The 14,208-nt window shown below is 64.6% G+C and carries 17 protein-coding genes; 12 read left to right on the top strand and 5 right to left on the bottom strand.

What is annotated here, in order from left to right:
- The first annotated feature begins 11 nt into the window (after positions 1-11).
- The 10 genes from ACKWRH_RS41360 (at position 12) to ACKWRH_RS41315 (ending at position 8,209) form a co-directional block, all read left to right on the top strand.
- A complete protein-coding gene (locus ACKWRH_RS41360) occupies positions 12-842 on the top strand; it encodes an urease accessory protein UreD (RefSeq protein ID WP_445218236.1) in 831 nt (276 codons plus the stop codon).
- Between the two features lie 39 nt (positions 843-881).
- On the top strand, positions 882-1,184 hold the full coding sequence (locus tag ACKWRH_RS41355; RefSeq protein WP_007605424.1) for an urease subunit gamma: 303 nt from the start codon (positions 882-884) through the stop codon (positions 1,182-1,184).
- Between the two features lie 11 nt (positions 1,185-1,195).
- Positions 1,196-1,501, top strand: a complete 306-nt coding sequence (locus ACKWRH_RS41350) for an urease subunit beta (protein WP_007599812.1) — start codon at positions 1,196-1,198, stop codon at positions 1,499-1,501.
- Between the two features lie 3 nt (positions 1,502-1,504).
- Positions 1,505-2,044 (top strand): HD domain-containing protein, encoded by a 540-nt coding sequence (locus ACKWRH_RS41345; protein WP_445218235.1) that lies wholly within the window; start codon positions 1,505-1,507, stop codon positions 2,042-2,044.
- Positions 2,045-2,078: 34 nt separating this feature from the next.
- A complete protein-coding gene (ureC, locus tag ACKWRH_RS41340; RefSeq protein WP_445218234.1) occupies positions 2,079-3,794 on the top strand; it encodes an urease subunit alpha in 1,716 nt (571 codons plus the stop codon).
- Positions 3,795-3,946: 152 nt separating this feature from the next.
- Complete coding sequence (locus ACKWRH_RS41335) at positions 3,947-4,246, top strand: putative quinol monooxygenase (protein ID WP_007599815.1); 300 nt, start codon at positions 3,947-3,949, stop codon at positions 4,244-4,246.
- Positions 4,247-4,258: 12 nt separating this feature from the next.
- Positions 4,259-4,879 carry an urease accessory protein UreE gene (gene ureE / locus ACKWRH_RS41330; RefSeq protein ID WP_445218233.1) on the top strand — a complete coding sequence of 207 codons (621 nt, stop codon included), beginning with the start codon at positions 4,259-4,261 and terminating at the stop codon, positions 4,877-4,879.
- On the top strand, positions 4,860-5,588 hold the full coding sequence (locus ACKWRH_RS41325; protein ID WP_445222566.1) for an urease accessory protein UreF: 729 nt from the start codon (positions 4,860-4,862) through the stop codon (positions 5,586-5,588). Before ureE ends, ACKWRH_RS41325 begins: the two co-directional genes overlap by 20 nt.
- Positions 5,589-5,627: 39 nt before the next feature.
- Positions 5,628-6,251: an urease accessory protein UreG gene (gene ureG, locus ACKWRH_RS41320; RefSeq protein ID WP_445218232.1), complete on the top strand. Its 624-nt coding sequence runs from the start codon at positions 5,628-5,630 to the stop codon at positions 6,249-6,251.
- 299 nt (positions 6,252-6,550) lie between these two features.
- On the top strand, positions 6,551-8,209 hold the full coding sequence (locus ACKWRH_RS41315) for a CHASE domain-containing protein (protein WP_445218231.1): 1,659 nt from the start codon (positions 6,551-6,553) through the stop codon (positions 8,207-8,209).
- Between the two features lie 72 nt (positions 8,210-8,281).
- Here the strand turns inward: ACKWRH_RS41315 and ACKWRH_RS41310 are convergent, their stop codons facing one another.
- From ACKWRH_RS41310 to ACKWRH_RS41290, 5 genes are all read right to left on the bottom strand, one after another.
- Complete coding sequence (locus ACKWRH_RS41310; RefSeq protein WP_445222565.1) at positions 8,282-8,890, bottom strand: TetR/AcrR family transcriptional regulator; 609 nt, start codon at positions 8,888-8,890, stop codon at positions 8,282-8,284.
- 182 nt (positions 8,891-9,072) lie between these two features.
- On the bottom strand, positions 9,073-10,215 hold the full coding sequence (locus ACKWRH_RS41305) for an OpgC domain-containing protein (RefSeq protein ID WP_445218230.1): 1,143 nt from the start codon (positions 10,213-10,215) through the stop codon (positions 9,073-9,075).
- A 186-nt stretch (positions 10,216-10,401) separates the two neighbouring features.
- On the bottom strand, positions 10,402-10,857 hold the full coding sequence (locus tag ACKWRH_RS41300; protein WP_445218229.1) for a hypothetical protein: 456 nt from the start codon (positions 10,855-10,857) through the stop codon (positions 10,402-10,404).
- Between the two features lie 79 nt (positions 10,858-10,936).
- Complete coding sequence (locus tag ACKWRH_RS41295) at positions 10,937-11,308, bottom strand: DUF883 family protein (protein ID WP_028170317.1); 372 nt, start codon at positions 11,306-11,308, stop codon at positions 10,937-10,939.
- Between the two features lie 79 nt (positions 11,309-11,387).
- Entirely contained in the window at positions 11,388-12,500 is a 1,113-nt protein-coding gene (locus ACKWRH_RS41290; protein WP_445218228.1) for an AI-2E family transporter, read from the bottom strand.
- 205 nt (positions 12,501-12,705) lie between these two features.
- On the opposite strand from ACKWRH_RS41290, the gene ACKWRH_RS41285 reads away from it, so the two are divergent.
- A complete protein-coding gene (locus ACKWRH_RS41285) occupies positions 12,706-13,488 on the top strand; it encodes a L,D-transpeptidase (RefSeq protein ID WP_445218227.1) in 783 nt (260 codons plus the stop codon).
- A gap of 19 nt (positions 13,489-13,507) precedes the next feature.
- A complete protein-coding gene (locus ACKWRH_RS41280; RefSeq protein WP_445218226.1) occupies positions 13,508-14,161 on the top strand; it encodes a DUF2865 domain-containing protein in 654 nt (217 codons plus the stop codon).
- Positions 14,162-14,208: the final 47 nt, after the last annotated feature.

The following is a 14,208-nucleotide window of genomic DNA, read 5'->3' as shown; positions in this document are numbered from 1 at the left end:
TGGGGAGGCGGATGCGCAGCGACGCTTTGACGACATCTTCGGTATTCGAGGCGAACCGTGCCCGCGGCGCGGTGCGCTTCGACGTCCATGCGCGCGATGGCGTGACGCGGCGGGGCGTCTTGCATGAGTCCGGCTCCCTGCGCGTGCGCTTTCCCTCGCCGGAGGGCGAGGGACTCTCCGGCGTGTTCGTCAACACGGCCGGCGGCGTTGCCGGCGGAGACAGTTTTGATATCGAGATCGCGGCAGGCCAGGGTTCACGCCTGACATTGACCACGGCGGCGGCCGAGAAGGTCTATCGCGCGCCCAGGGCGGCGGCGCAGCTCAATATCGCCTTGAAGGTCGCCGCCGGCGCGCACCTCGGCTGGTTGCCCCAGGAGACGATCCTGTTCGATCGCGCCCGGGTCCATCGTCGCTTCGACATCGAACTCGACGAGGCCGCCTCGCTTCTGCTTTGCGAGATCGTCGTGTTCGGCCGCACCGCCATGGGCGAGCGGATGGAGCAGGGCGAGTTCATTGATCGCTGGCGGCTGCGTCGTGGTGGCAAGCTGGTGTTCGCCGAAACCGTCAGGCTCGACGGCAATATCGGTGCAAAACTTGGGCGATCGGCGGTGGCCAACGGCGGTGCCGCGATCGGTACGGCGCTGATCGCTCCCGGCGACGAGCCGTTGATCGAGCGTATCCGCGAGGCCTCGGAGTCATTCGCCGGCGAGGTCGGAATCTCCGCCTGGAATGGCTTTGCAATGGCTCGGTTCTGTGCCCAAGATGCGGCGCGCTTGCGCGCCGACATGATGGCGGTGCTGGCGCGGACCGGCGCGGCGCTGCCGCGGCTGTGGCTGAATTGATAGCTGCTGAATTGATGCATTGAACGGAAGAGATGCTGCATGAACCTGTCTCCCCGCGAAAAGGACAAGCTCCTGATCTCGATGGCGGCGATCGTCGCCCGCCGCCGGCTGGATCGCGGCGTCAAGCTCAACCATCCCGAGGCGATCGCCATCATCTCCGACTTCATCCTCGAAGGCGCGCGCGATGGCCGCACCGTCGCCGAGCTGATGCAATCCGGCGCGCAGGTCCTCACCCGCGACCAGGTGATGCCGGGCATCCCCGAGATGATCCACGACATCCAGGTCGAGGCGACCTTTCCGGACGGTACCAAGCTCGTCACCGTGCACGAGCCGATCAGGTAGGAGTAAGACGCATGATCCCCGGCGAACTCTTCATCCAGGACGGCGAAATCGAGCTCAATGCCGGCCGCAAGACCGTGACGCTGACGGTCGCCAACACAGGCGACCGCCCGATCCAGGTCGGCTCGCACTACCATTTCTTCGAGACCAATCCGGCGCTGAAGTTCGATCGCAAGAAAGCCCGCGGCATGCGCCTCGACATCGCCGCCGGCACCGCCGTCCGCTTCGAACCCGGCCAGACCCGCGACGTCCAGCTCGTCGCCGTGGCGGGGAAGAAAACGATCTACGGTTTTCGCGGCGACGTGATGGGGAAGCTGTGAGTCATGCTCTCCGCTATCCGCCTCATCTCCGAAGCTGCTGAGCTGGCCGCGCGGCGGCACAATGGCATGGCGCGCAAGGGGCGGGGGAACGAGCCTTACATCAATCACCTTGCCGAGGTCGCAAACCTACTTGCGGTAGCGACAGATGGTGCCGATGCCGAGCTGGTCGCGGCCGGGTGGTTGCATGATGCGATCGAGGACACCGAGACGATGCGCGAGGAACTTGCGGAGAGGTTTTCTGACCGCGTCGCCTCCCTCGTCGTTGAATGCACCGACGACATGAGCCTGTCCAAACCAGAGCGGCGACGCCGGCAGATCGTCGATGCGCCGAAGAAATCGGCCGGCGCCAAGCTGATCAAGATCGCAGACAAGATCAGCAATATCGGCGCGCGCATTCATTCCGACCCGTCCGCCGAAGAGCGCGACGATCTCGCCGACTACACGGGCTGGGCTGAGCAGGTCGTCGCCGGATGCCGTGGCGGCAATTCGTGGCTCGATGCAAAATTCGACGATGCCGTAAGAGCAGCGAGAGCTTCGCTGTGAACAACGAAGAATTCAAACGCAAACGGGGCTTGTGATGTCCGTCAAAATGAAGCGTTCCGTCTATGCCGACATGTTCGGCCCGACCACCGGCGACAAGGTCAGGCTCGCCGATACCGATCTCATCATCGAGGTCGAGAAGGATTTCACCACTTACGGCGAGGAGGTGAAGTTCGGCGGTGGCAAGGTGATCCGCGACGGCATGGGCCAGTCGCAGGTGACCAACAAGCAAGGTGCGGCCGACACCGTCATCACCAATGCGCTGATCGTCGATCACTGGGGCATCGTGAAGGCCGACGTCGCGATCAAGGATGGCATGATCTCCGCGATCGGCAAGGCCGGCAATCCCGACATTCAGCCGGGCGTCACCATCATCATCGGCCCCGGCACCGACGTGATCGCGGGCGAAGGGAAAATCCTCACGGCCGGCGGCTTCGACAGCCACATCCATTTCATCTGTCCGCAGCAGATCGAGCACGCGCTGATGTCTGGCGTCACCTCGATGCTCGGCGGCGGCACCGGTCCCTCGCACGGCACGTTCGCCACCACCTGCACGCCGGGGCCGTGGCACATGGGGCGGATGATCCAGTCGTTCGATGCGTTCCCAGTCAATCTCGGCATCTCCGGCAAGGGCAACGCGTCGCGTCCCGCCGCGCTGGTCGAGATGATCAAGGCCGGCGCCTGTGCGCTGAAGCTGCACGAGGACTGGGGCACGACGCCGGCGGCGATCGATACCTGCCTGTCGGTGGCTGACGACTACGACATTCAGGTGATGATCCACACCGACACGCTGAACGAATCCGGCTTCGTCGAGGACACGATCAAGGCATTCAAGGGCCGCACCATCCACGCCTTCCACACCGAGGGCGCCGGCGGCGGGCATGCGCCTGATATCATCAAGGTCGCGGGGCTGAAGAACGTGCTGCCGTCCTCGACCAATCCGACGCGGCCCTTCACCCGCAACACTCTCGACGAGCATCTGGACATGCTGATGGTGTGTCATCACCTCGATCCCTCGATCGCCGAGGACCTCGCCTTCGCCGAGAGCCGCATCCGCAAGGAGACCATCGCGGCCGAGGATATCCTGCACGATCTCGGCGCGCTCTCGATGATCTCCTCGGACTCCCAGGCCATGGGCCGCCTTGGTGAAGTCATCATCCGGACATGGCAGACCGCGGACAAGATGAAGAAGCAGCGCGGGTCGCTCGACCAGGACAAAGGCAAGGACAACGACAATTTCCGCGTCAAGCGCTACATCGCCAAGTACACGATCAATCCCGCCATCGCGCACGGCGTGTCGAAACTGATCGGCTCGGTCGAGAAGGGCAAGCTCGCCGATCTCGTGCTGTGGTCGCCGGCCTTCTTCGGCGTCAAGCCGGACTGTATCATCAAGGGCGGCTCGATCGTCGCCGCCCCCATGGGCGATCCCAATGCCTCGATCCCGACGCCGCAGCCGGTGCACTATCAGCCGATGTTCGGTGCCTTCGGCAAGGCGCGCACCGCGTCGTCCGTGGTGTTCACCTCGAAGGCGGCGGTCACCGGGGGCCTCGCGCGAAAACTCGGCATCGACAAGAAGCTCTATGCGGTGCAGAACACCCGCGGAAAGATCTCGAAGAAGAGCATGATCCACAACGACGCCACGCCCAATATCGAGGTCGATCCCGAGACCTACGAGGTGCGCGCCGACGGCGAACTGCTGACCTGCGCGCCCGCCGAGGTGCTGCCGATGGCGCAGCGATATTTCATGTACTGAAATAGCGTCTCAACGCATGTCCCCGGCGCATGTCCCGATTGCATGTCTTGTTGCATGTCCTGGGGCGGCTTTTCCGGTTTTGCGTTCGACCCCGCCTGGTCTAAGGTCCCGCCCGGTATCGTAACCCAGAAGAAAAGCCGGGAGGATTTCTCGTGATTTACGTCGTTGCCACCTTGACCATCAAGCCCGAAACGCGCGCCGAATTCATTGCGGCCGCCACCGCCTGCATCAAGGAGACGCGGAAGGAGCCCGGCAATATCGCCTATGATTTGCACGAGAGCGTCACCGATCCCGCCAAGATGGTGTTCGTCGAGCAGTGGGAGAACGCCGAGGCGCTGGTGCCGCATCGCGCCATGGAGCACATGAAGACGTTCGGCCGCGTCGCGGTGAAGTGCTTTACGGCGCCGCCGAAGATTGAAGTGATCACGCCCGAGAAGGTCGAGACACGGTAACGGGGTAAAAGCATGATCCGGGCGACGCAGGTTAAGGGACAGCACGGCTTCACGGAGACGCCGGCGGATACGGTGGTGCTCGATTTCGACGACCGGCACCGCCGCCGCATGGCGATGACGGGGACGCGGGGCCTCGAATTCCTGCTCGACCTGGAGAATGCCGTCGCGCTGCGCGGCGGTGATGCGTTGGTCCTGGAGGACGGCCGGCTGGTCGAAGTGGTCGCGGCGCCCGAGCCGTTGCTGGAGATCCGCGGCCGCGATCCGCACCACCTCATTCGTGTTGGCTGGCACCTCGGCAATCGTCATTTGCCGACGCAGATCATGGCCAAGAGCCTGCGCATCCGCCGCGACCATGTCATCGAGGCCATGGTGAAGGGCCTCGGTGCGCGCGTGATCGAGATCGAGGCGCCGTTCGATCCCGAAGGCGGCGCTTACGCCGACGGCGGCCATGCGCATGGTCACGATGATCACGGGCATCACGATCACGACCATCATCACCATGATCATGGTCACGATCACCACGACCACCATGATCATGCCGCGTATGACCATGGCCACGACCATCACCACGACGAGCATTGCGACCACCCCGACCACCACCACGGCCACAAGCATGCTCATGACCACAAATGAGCCGGTGAGTGCCGGTGACCTCGCCGAGCGCGAGGCGGCGGCGCTGTACCGGCTGATGACGTGGCTGTCGCCGTCCTTTCCGGTCGGCGGCTTCTCCTATTCCAGCGGGATCGAATGGGCGGTCGAGGCGGGCGACATCACCGACACCGCGACGCTGGCCGACTGGCTCGACGCCACGCTGGGCGATGGTTCCGGCTTTTGCGACGCGACGTTCCTGGTCCATGCCTATCGCGCCACTGAATTGGGCGAGGACACCACCTTGAGCGATATCGCGGAGCTCGCCGCCGCCTTCGTGCCGTCGCGCGAGCGGCAGCTCGAGACGAGCTCGCAGGGCCGCGCCTTCATCGACATCTCCCGCGCCGCGTGGGATGCCGACGGGCTGGATGCCATGGTTGCGGCATGTCGCACGGCACTGGTCTACCCTGTCGCCGTCGGCGTGGTTGCCGCGGTGCACGGCGTGCCGCTGGCGCCGACGCTGCACGCCTTCCTGCATGCGCTGGTCTCGAACTGGATTTCGGCGGCGAGCCGCCTCATTCCGCTCGGCCAGACCGACAGCCAGCGGGTGCTGGTGAAGCTGGAAGCCGCCGTTGCCGCGACCGCCAATCGTGCGTTGAATGCGACATTGGACGACCTCGGCAGCGCGACCTTCCGCGCCGATCTCGCCAGCCTGCGGCATGAGACGCAATATACGCGGCTGTTTCGCTCGTGAGCGGTGCGGCCTTTAACCCATCAAGAGAGAGCGAGTGACATGTCGAAATCTCACGGTCCCTTGCGTGTCGGAATAGGCGGCCCGGTCGGATCGGGCAAGACCGCGCTGATGGACCTGCTCTGCAGGACCATGCGCGAACGCTATGACATCGCGGCGATCACCAACGACATCTACACCAAATGGGATGCGGAATTCCTGGTGCGCTCGGGCTCGCTGACGCCGGACCGCATCGCCGGCGTCGAGACCGGCGGTTGCCCGCACACCGCGATCCGCGAGGACGCTTCGATGAACGTGGCCGCGGTCGCGGACATGCGCGCAAAATTTCCCGGGCTCGACCTCGTGCTGATCGAGTCCGGCGGTGACAATCTCGCTGCCACTTTTTCCCCGGAGCTAGCCGACCTCACCATCTACGTCATCGACGTGGCGGCCGGCGACAAGATCCCGTCCAAGGGCGGCCCCGGCATCACCCGCTCCGACCTCCTGGTCATCAACAAGATCGACCTCGCGCCCCATGTCGGCGCCTCCCTGGAGAAGATGGAGACGGACGCCAGGCGCATGCGCGGCGCGCGCCCCTTCGTCATGACCAACCTGAAAAAGAGCGAGGGGCTCGACCACATCGTCGGCTTCATCGAGGCCAAAGGCGGCCTGAAACGGGCGAGCTGACAGCGCGACGACGTGGCGCAGGCGTTTTCCGCCGTTAACGTTTGGGGCAAAAGCCGCATCCGCGGAACAAATTTCGGACACGGCGATTAACTACCTCCGGTGCCCGGAGCAAAGCCTTCATGGCCAGACCATCGGCCGGGCGAATTAAGCTTTTCAGGCGACCGAAGTTGCGTACTGATGCCTCCTCCTTCATTATCTCCGTTACTGGGGTCCACTCTGTTTCGGCACATGGCCGTTCGAGCGGCGTTGATATGCTCCGTGTTTATTGCCGACCTGCTGTTTTCGCCTGAGTAGTCGAAGTGGTCCGGCTGGGTTTTATCATCGGTTTCATCGCCCTGCTCGGAGCTCTGCTCTCCGGGCTCGCGGCCTATCGCGTCCACGACCAGGAGCTGGCACTGGACCGGATCGCGCTGGCGCGCGCGATCGACGTCCACGCGAGCCTGGTCCAGGACCGGCTGACCGAGCGCGAGCTGCTCGCGCGTGTCGCCTCAGGCTTGTTCCGTGCCCCGTCGGTCATCAAGCCGAACATGCTGGAGCCGCTGCGCTCGGCCATCTACGCCTTCAAGACCGATTTCGTGGTCGCCGGGTGGGTCGCCCGGCTGAAGCCGAACGAGCTTCTGCCGGCGCAGGCCGCGATCGCGAGCGCCGGCTTCCCCAATCCGCAGATCCGCTCGTATGACGACAAGCCGATCGATCTTGCGAAGGTCACCCAGCCGATCGACGTGCTGATGGACCTCGAACCGCGCAGCAACGAGACCAAGGCGCTGCCCGGCCGCAGCTACGAGCAGGATCAGGTGCGCAGCGCCATGCTGACGCGTGCGCGTGTCGAGAAGAGGTCGGTCGCCTCAGACCCGGTTCAGTTGCTGCGGGGCGGCGGGCCCATCGGCATCATCGTGGCCGCGCCCGTCATTCCCGAGGGCGCGACCGAGCCGGCGGGCTTCGTCACATTTTCCTACGAGCTAGCCTCCCTGATGCTGACCAATGACGACATGTCGTTGTTCTCGGTCGCGCTGAAGGATCCGCGCAGGGAAGGTGGTGAGCTCGTTGCCAACGACCAGGGCGTGGTCTCGTCACGCATGGCGGCAGCGGACGGGCCGGCGCCGTCGGCGACGCGCACGGTGAGCTTTGGCGGGCGCGACTGGCATCTCGGTTACTACGCCAAGACCAATTCGGCGCGGCGCGCCGAGCAGACGGCGATCATCGTGGCGGCGATCGGTTTTGCCATCACCGCGATGGTGTGCGGCCTGTTCGGCTATGTCGCCTACAACAATCTGCGGCTCAGCCGGGAAATCCAGGTGCGGATCGGCTTCGAGCGCCGGCTGACCGCCGTCATCGACGAGCTCAACCACCGGGTCAAGAACATCCTGGCGGTGATCCAGTCGATCGTGACGCGCACGCTGCGTCACGGCTCGGACATCGACGTTGCGCGTGAACTGCTGATCGGCCGCATCCACGCCATGTCCAACGTGGTCTCGCTGCTCAGCGAGAGCCAGTGGCAGGGCGTCAAGCTGAAGGGCCTGTTCGAGGCGCGCGCCATCCCGCATGCCGACCGCATCGCCGTCACCGGCCCCGACATCGCGGTCAGCGCGCGCGCCGCGCAGAGCCTGTCGCTCCTGTTCTTCGAGCTCGCCTCGCACTCCGACGAAGGTCTGTCGCTGGTCGGAAAGCATCCGCACATCACCGCGAATTGGACGGTGACGGGCGAGGGGACCGACGAGGTCTTCCATTTCCGCTGGGAGGAGTTCAACACCAGCGAGGCGACGCGCCGCCCGGATTCCGATTTCGGTCTGATCCTGCTCGACCGTGTCGCGCCCGAAGCGCTCGGCGGCACCGCCAAGCGCTACTTCACCGACGCCTCCTACGTCTATGAATTGACGGCGCCGATGGAGACGGTGGTCGACATGTCCGAGCGCGACCGCACGGACAAGATCTCGGCTCCGGTCAGGCCCGCGCGATAGAGATCGCGCTTTGGATTGTTGTTTGAGCATGATCTTTTCGGAGAACCGCTTCGCAGTTTTCCGGATCATGCTCTAACCCCTTGGCCGCAGCACCAGGTCGACCAGATTGCGCGCGTAGGCCGGCGTGATCGGTGCAATGCCGAAGACGTAACGGTAGAACAGGCTGCCATAGATGGCGTCGTAGAGATCCTCGGGCGCTCCCTCCGCCAGGATGCTGCCATCCGTCTGGCCCGCGGCGATCATCTCGACCAGCGCGTCGCGGCGGAATTGCAGGTAGCGGCCGTAGAACAGCTCCGCCGAGCCGGTCTTGGAAATGCATTCGGAGACGACGGCGAGCTGCACCTTGCCGAACTCGCCCTGGAGCGCCTCGGCATAGGCCGCGGCATGGCGGCGTGCGCGCGCCGCGGGGCTGCCGGAGCTCGCAGGCGGCAGCGGCAGCATCTGCGCGGCATGATGAAGGAAGGCGTCGATCAGCAGCGCTTCCCGCGACGGCCACCATTTGTAGATCGTCATCTTGGAGACGCTGGAGTGGCGTGCGACGGCGTCGATGGTGGTGGCGGCAAGGCCGGTGGCGGCCATCAGCGCATAGGCGCTTTCGAGAATGGCGTTGGTGGTCTCGATCGACCGCGGTCGGCCGCGCCGGGGCGCGCTGTCAGCCTCATCACCCCCGCCCTTTGCCATCGCCACGCCCGGTCCCCTCACGCAGAGGCTCCCCGCATAGCGCAGCCACAGGTCTCGGCCTAGCAGAATCGCACGATTATTTGGCTGGAGCGTTTTCGAGCGAAGTGGATACCGGTTCGCGTGAAGAAAACGCGTCAAAGCAGGAATCTAGAGCTCCGTTCCGATTAAATCGGAACGGTGCTCTAGGCCTGCTGCCGCAGGGCGGCCGGCAGGTCCTGCCGCTTCGACCAGGAGATGTAATAGGCCACAGCCGTCATCGCCGCGAAGCCAACGAGGCTTACCGCGATCTGCATCACCACGAGGTTTGGTCCGGTGATCAGGATGAGATGGCCGGCGAAGGACAGGAACACGGCAATGCAGAACACCGCGAGCCATTCCTCGCCGCATGTGATCACCGCCTGAAGCGGCCGCAACTTCAGGCCGGGGTGGTCGGCCGGAATGAGATGGGTCGCGAGGAAGGCGAGCGCGAGGAAATGGACCACGCGATAGGGCGCGAGGTTTTCCTTGTCCGTCGGCGCGATGCTGTTGACGACGAATTCCGGCAAATAGACGGACAGCGCGGGCGAATGCCGCATCAAGGTGACGGCCATCGCGAAGATGAGATAGGCACCCGCGAGGATCCGCAGCCAGGACATGCCGTGCAACGCGCGTCCGGAGGCGCCTGTCACGGCGAACCAGCCGCCGAGGACCATCAGCATCTGCCAGCACAGCGGATTGAAGGTCCAGTCCTGGTCCGGATAGACCCGGAAATTCCAGTCGAACCAGCGCGCCGCAACGTACAGCGCGACCGATGCCGCCAGCGTCAGGTTCGGCCGCCGCAACAAACCCCACAGCGCAAACGGAAAGAACGCCATCAGCGGGATCATCAGTTGCAGGAGGTCGAGGTTCAGCGGCTCTTCCTGGAGCACGAGGCCGCGGACCAGGATGCGCAGCGGATGCTCGAGAATGCCCGAGATGTTGTATTCGTGGATGATCTCCGGCGCCATCGATTGCGAGGCGACATAGGCGATGGTGTCGATATAGATCACGAAGAGCACGACATAGGCGGCGTAGAGCCGCCAGACGCGGCGAAAGATGCGCGTCGCCGCGACGACGTAGCCGCGCTCCAGCGCCATCCTGCCGTGAATGATGGCGACGCCATAACCCACCACGAACACGAACAGGTCCGCGGCGCCGCTGAAGCCGAAATTTCGCAGTGTCAGGAGATTGACGACGTTGTTCGGGATGTGGTCGACGAACACCGACCAGTTGGCAATGCCGAGCGTCAAATACAATCTGGCATCGTGATGGAATGCGGCGAGGTTCGCCTTGACGGACGGTTTCATCGCGGAAAATGACTTTTGGAATCAGGGGCGCTGCTTTTAGCGGCAACCGCCCGCCTATCCGAGTAGCGTTTGCGTGAGGGGGCCGGAATTGCCCGATCTGGCGCAAAATTGCGCATATTCGCCGGATGGAATTCGCGCAAGCTCGCCCGTTCAGCCGCCGACGAAATTATCTTAGCGCTTTGACTATTATTCGGCCGGTTCAGCCGAGGCTTCGTCGGATGCGCCGGCGCGACTCGCCATGATTCCGAGGGCGACGCCGCCGATCGCCAGGATCGGCAGCAGCCGCTTGATTCCGATGGCGCGAACGATCTGGAGGCCCGTCGCGAGCAGCATGGGGTCGGCGAGCATGCTCGAAGCAGCCGACTTTGCGGCGCGCTCGGCGGCGATCCGGGCGCGCTTCTGAATCTCCCGCTTGTAGCCCCAATAGCTCCCCGCCGCGGTGAGCGTCAGCAGGAAGAAGATGCCGGCGCCCGCGAGGCAGGCCTGCACGGGACCATATTTCTCGAGGACCGTGATGAAGGCGGCCGCGCAGAGAAAGCCCGTGGTGATGAAGAGCGCGAGTGCGGCGCCCGCGGCGAGCGATGTCAGGCGGACGGTCGTGCCCGTCGATGCGCTGATGCCGTCGATGATGCGCTGTAACATGGCCTTGCTCCTCAGATCCCCGCAAGCCGGCAGCGACGGCGCGACAGCGCCGCCGTAACGTCAAGGTCTTGCGTCCACGCTACCGGCGCCAGGCGACGCCGATCAGGAAGCCGATCCCGAGCGCGAGCCCGACGGTCGCGAGCGGCCGCTGCGTGATGGCGTCTTCCAGCGTTTCCTCGATCGAGCCGTAGGCGTCTTGCGCAGCTTCCATCATGGCGCTGCCGCGGTCCGACATGTCGTCGACCGCGGAATCCACGCTCTCGCGGGCCTGACGATAGCCGCGGCGGGCCTGCTTGCTGGTGGAATTGGCAAAGGTGTTGAGCGCGTCGGTGATCTGATCGGTGAGGGCGGCGATATCGCTTTTCACGGCTGCTACATCCTTCTCGAGGCGTTCTCTGGTGGCTTTGTCGGTCCAGTCTCTCATCCCGGTTTCGCCATTGGTCATTGACATCAGGAGCTCCAAAACTGTTGGCGGCTGAGATAGCCGGAAAACGTTTCTTGCCCGGGTAAGTTCCGTTCGGGGAAACCCGTCATGCCTGCGGGAGCTGCGGCGAATTCTCCGGCAGCAGATGCTCCTTCAGGATCAGCCCGACGATCAGGAGCGGCGACGACAGGAATGCGCCCATCGGTCCCCACAGCCAGGTCCAGAAGGCCAGCGCGATGAAGACGGCAAGCGCGTTCAGGGAAAGCCTGCGCCCGATGATGGTCGGCGTGACGAAGTGTCCTTCCAGGAAGGTGATGCCGCCGAAGGCGAGCCCCGCCATCAGTCCGCCGCCGATGGTCGGGAAGGCGACGAGCCCCACCACGACCAGAATGACGAACATCGCGACCGGTCCGATGATCGGGATGAAGTTGAGCGCCGCCGCAAGCGCGCCGAGCCCGGCCGGATTGGGCATGCCGGTGACGGCGCAGATGAGACCGGTTGCGATGCCCACGCCGACATTGATCAGCGTCACCGTCAAAAGATAGTTGCCGAGATGGACCTCGATCTCGTTGAGGATCCGCAGCGTTCGCAGCCGCGCATCGCGGTCGGCGAAATTCATGATCAGCGCCCGCCGCAGGTCGCGCCAGCTTGCGATGAACAGGATCAGCGTGGCGAAGAACAGCAGGAATTCGGCGAAGGTCGGCGACAGGAATTCCAGCGTTGGCTGCACCCATTCGAATTTCGGCAGCTGGAGGCTTGGCAGCCCCTCGGAGCCGCCGACCATGGTTTGCAGCTCGCTCCACAGTGCCAGCGGCCGGTCGAACACGTGCAGCTTGTCCTTCAACTGCGCGCCGAGCTCCGGCAGGCGCGAGCTCCACTCCATCGCGGGCGCGGCAATCAGCGCGACGACGAAGGCGACGACCATGGTCACCGCGGCCACGATCAGGACGGCACCGACCGCCCGCGGCACGCGCTGTCGCTCCAGAAAGGAGGCGGCCGGCGACAGCATGGTGCCGGCGACGACAGCCATTACGACCGGGAGGAAGAACGCCCTGGCGACGTAGAGCACCGCGACCACGGCAATCAGGAATAGACCGGCGAGCGCAAAGGCGACGAACTCGGTGCGGCGGATCACCGGCGGCAGCTCGACACGGCTGTCGGGAAGCGGGTCGCCCTCGTTGTTGCCGGACATCAGACGTTCAGTGGGAAGGACGCGCACAATCTCTCTCCCGCACGGAAGCCTCCGCGCGCCCAGTGTTGACATTGAAACGTCCGGGAGCACGTTCTGGTTCCATCGCGGTTTCGTGAAGTTCTGCTCGCTTGACTGTGACGTCGCCGCCGCAGCGAGCGGTGGAACTTGAGTCGGTCCAGCTGCGTTTGTTGGAAAGCCGCATCACCCTGATGCACATCCAACGGGGCAGCACATGACAAGGTCGTCTTCAGTCCGTCGCCGCTTCTCGCCGCGCGCCGTTACCGCCATTGCCTTCGCGACAGCATTGCTGACCGTGCCGTTCGCGGCACAGGCCCAGATGCTCGGCTACGCGCCGATGCAGCCGCAGGGATATCCGCTGGACCCGAGCTATTCGCGGGGTTACGTCAACGCAGCGCCGCAGGCCGCCGACGAGGATGCCGCGCTGCCCGACCGGCTGCGCAAGCAGATCGTCAGTTTCGACCGGAACGAACCGGCCGGCACCATCGTGATCGATACCGGCAACACCTATCTCTATTACGTGCTCGGCAATGGCCGCGCGATCCGCTACGGCGTCGGCGTCGGCCGCGAAGGCTTTACCTGGGCGGGCGTGCAGACTGTCAGCCGCAAGGCCGAGTGGCCGGACTGGCATCCGCCGGCAGAGATGATTGCGCGCCAGCCCTATCTGCCGCGCTTCGTCGCCGGCGGTCCCGGCAACCCGCTTGGCGCGCGCGCGATGTATCTCGGATCCAGCGAATATCGCATCCACGGCACCAACGATCCCACCACGATCGGTAAGTTCGTGTCGTCCGGTTGCATCCGTCTGACCAACGAGGACGTCAGCGATCTCTTCAGCCGCGTCAATGTCGGCACCAAGGTCGTGGTGCTGCCGAAGAATGCGCCGCTGATGGCCAAGGGGTACGACAAGGGCGGCGACCCCGTACGCAAGCGCCCGCCGGTGACGACGCCGCCTTCGGGACGGCAGGCGCTGAACATCACGACGTCGGCCGTGAACTAAAAGTTTTGAGCGAGGTGACATGAAGAGACGCTCGATCGGCAAACTGGCTGGCGGCGCGGCGGCGTGCTTCGCCGTCGCCTCCTTCGGCCTCGCGTTGACGCCGTCGGCGCATGCGGAAGACTTCTTCTCGGCGCTGTTCGGCGGCTTCCGCGTGCGCTCGGCGCCGGAGATCCGCATGCCCTTCCCGACCGATGACATGCCGCGCTACGACACGCCGCGCCAGCGGGCCTCGTATGGCGGCGGCACTGCCTATTGCGTGCGCGGTTGCGATGGCCGCTACTTCCCGGCGCAAGGAAACGACGCCGAAAGCAAGGCGCAATCCTGCAAGAGCTTCTGCCCGACGTCCGAAACTTCGCTGGTCTATGGCAGCAATATCGACGACGCCACGACGGACAAGGGAAAATCCTATTCCGACCTGCCCAATGCGTTCCGCTTCCGCAACGAGATCGTCGCGGGCTGCACGTGCAACGGCAAGGATCCGGTCGGACTCGCCCAGGTCAAGGTCGAGGACGATCCCACCTTGCGCAAGGGGGACATCGTCGCAGGCAGCGATGGCCTGGTGGTCGCCAACCGCAACGCCAACGACCGCCGCGGCGTCGCGATGAATTTTTCGCCGCTGCCGGAGTCGGTGCGCGCCAGGTTCCGCCAGGTGCCGGTGGTCGCGAAGGAGTAGGGGACGCCGGCGCGCCGTTCTCCACTGTCGTCCCGGACAAGCGGAGC

Source organism: Bradyrhizobium sp. Pa8, from assembly GCF_052588265.1.
Note: the sequence above shows the minus strand (reverse complement) of the source record. Positions and strands in the feature narration are given on the sequence as shown.

What these genes read in the sequence shown, in the direction of transcription:
- ACKWRH_RS41280 (WP_445218226.1), top strand. Translation starts at nt 13,508, where the DNA reads ATGAAGAGACGCTCGATCGGCAAACTGGCTGGCGGCGCGGCGGCGTGC.
- ureG (WP_445218232.1), top strand. Translation starts at nt 5,628, where the DNA reads ATGTCGAAATCTCACGGTCCCTTGCGTGTCGGAATAGGCGGCCCGGTC.
- ureC (WP_445218234.1), top strand. Translation starts at nt 2,079, where the DNA reads ATGTCCGTCAAAATGAAGCGTTCCGTCTATGCCGACATGTTCGGCCCG.
- ureE (WP_445218233.1), top strand. Translation starts at nt 4,259, where the DNA reads ATGATCCGGGCGACGCAGGTTAAGGGACAGCACGGCTTCACGGAGACG.
- ACKWRH_RS41300 (WP_445218229.1), bottom strand. Translation starts at nt 10,857, where the DNA reads ATGTTACAGCGCATCATCGACGGCATCAGCGCATCGACGGGCACGACC.
- ACKWRH_RS41325 (WP_445222566.1), top strand. Translation starts at nt 4,860, where the DNA reads ATGCTCATGACCACAAATGAGCCGGTGAGTGCCGGTGACCTCGCCGAG.
- ACKWRH_RS41305 (WP_445218230.1), bottom strand. Translation starts at nt 10,215, where the DNA reads ATGAAACCGTCCGTCAAGGCGAACCTCGCCGCATTCCATCACGATGCC.
- ACKWRH_RS41345 (WP_445218235.1), top strand. Translation starts at nt 1,505, where the DNA reads ATGCTCTCCGCTATCCGCCTCATCTCCGAAGCTGCTGAGCTGGCCGCG.
- ACKWRH_RS41355 (WP_007605424.1), top strand. Translation starts at nt 882, where the DNA reads ATGAACCTGTCTCCCCGCGAAAAGGACAAGCTCCTGATCTCGATGGCG.
- ACKWRH_RS41360 (WP_445218236.1), top strand. Translation starts at nt 12, where the DNA reads ATGCGCAGCGACGCTTTGACGACATCTTCGGTATTCGAGGCGAACCGT.
- ACKWRH_RS41285 (WP_445218227.1), top strand. Translation starts at nt 12,706, where the DNA reads ATGACAAGGTCGTCTTCAGTCCGTCGCCGCTTCTCGCCGCGCGCCGTT.
- ACKWRH_RS41310 (WP_445222565.1), bottom strand. Translation starts at nt 8,890, where the DNA reads ATGGCAAAGGGCGGGGGTGATGAGGCTGACAGCGCGCCCCGGCGCGGC.
- ACKWRH_RS41350 (WP_007599812.1), top strand. Translation starts at nt 1,196, where the DNA reads ATGATCCCCGGCGAACTCTTCATCCAGGACGGCGAAATCGAGCTCAAT.
- ACKWRH_RS41295 (WP_028170317.1), bottom strand. Translation starts at nt 11,308, where the DNA reads ATGTCAATGACCAATGGCGAAACCGGGATGAGAGACTGGACCGACAAA.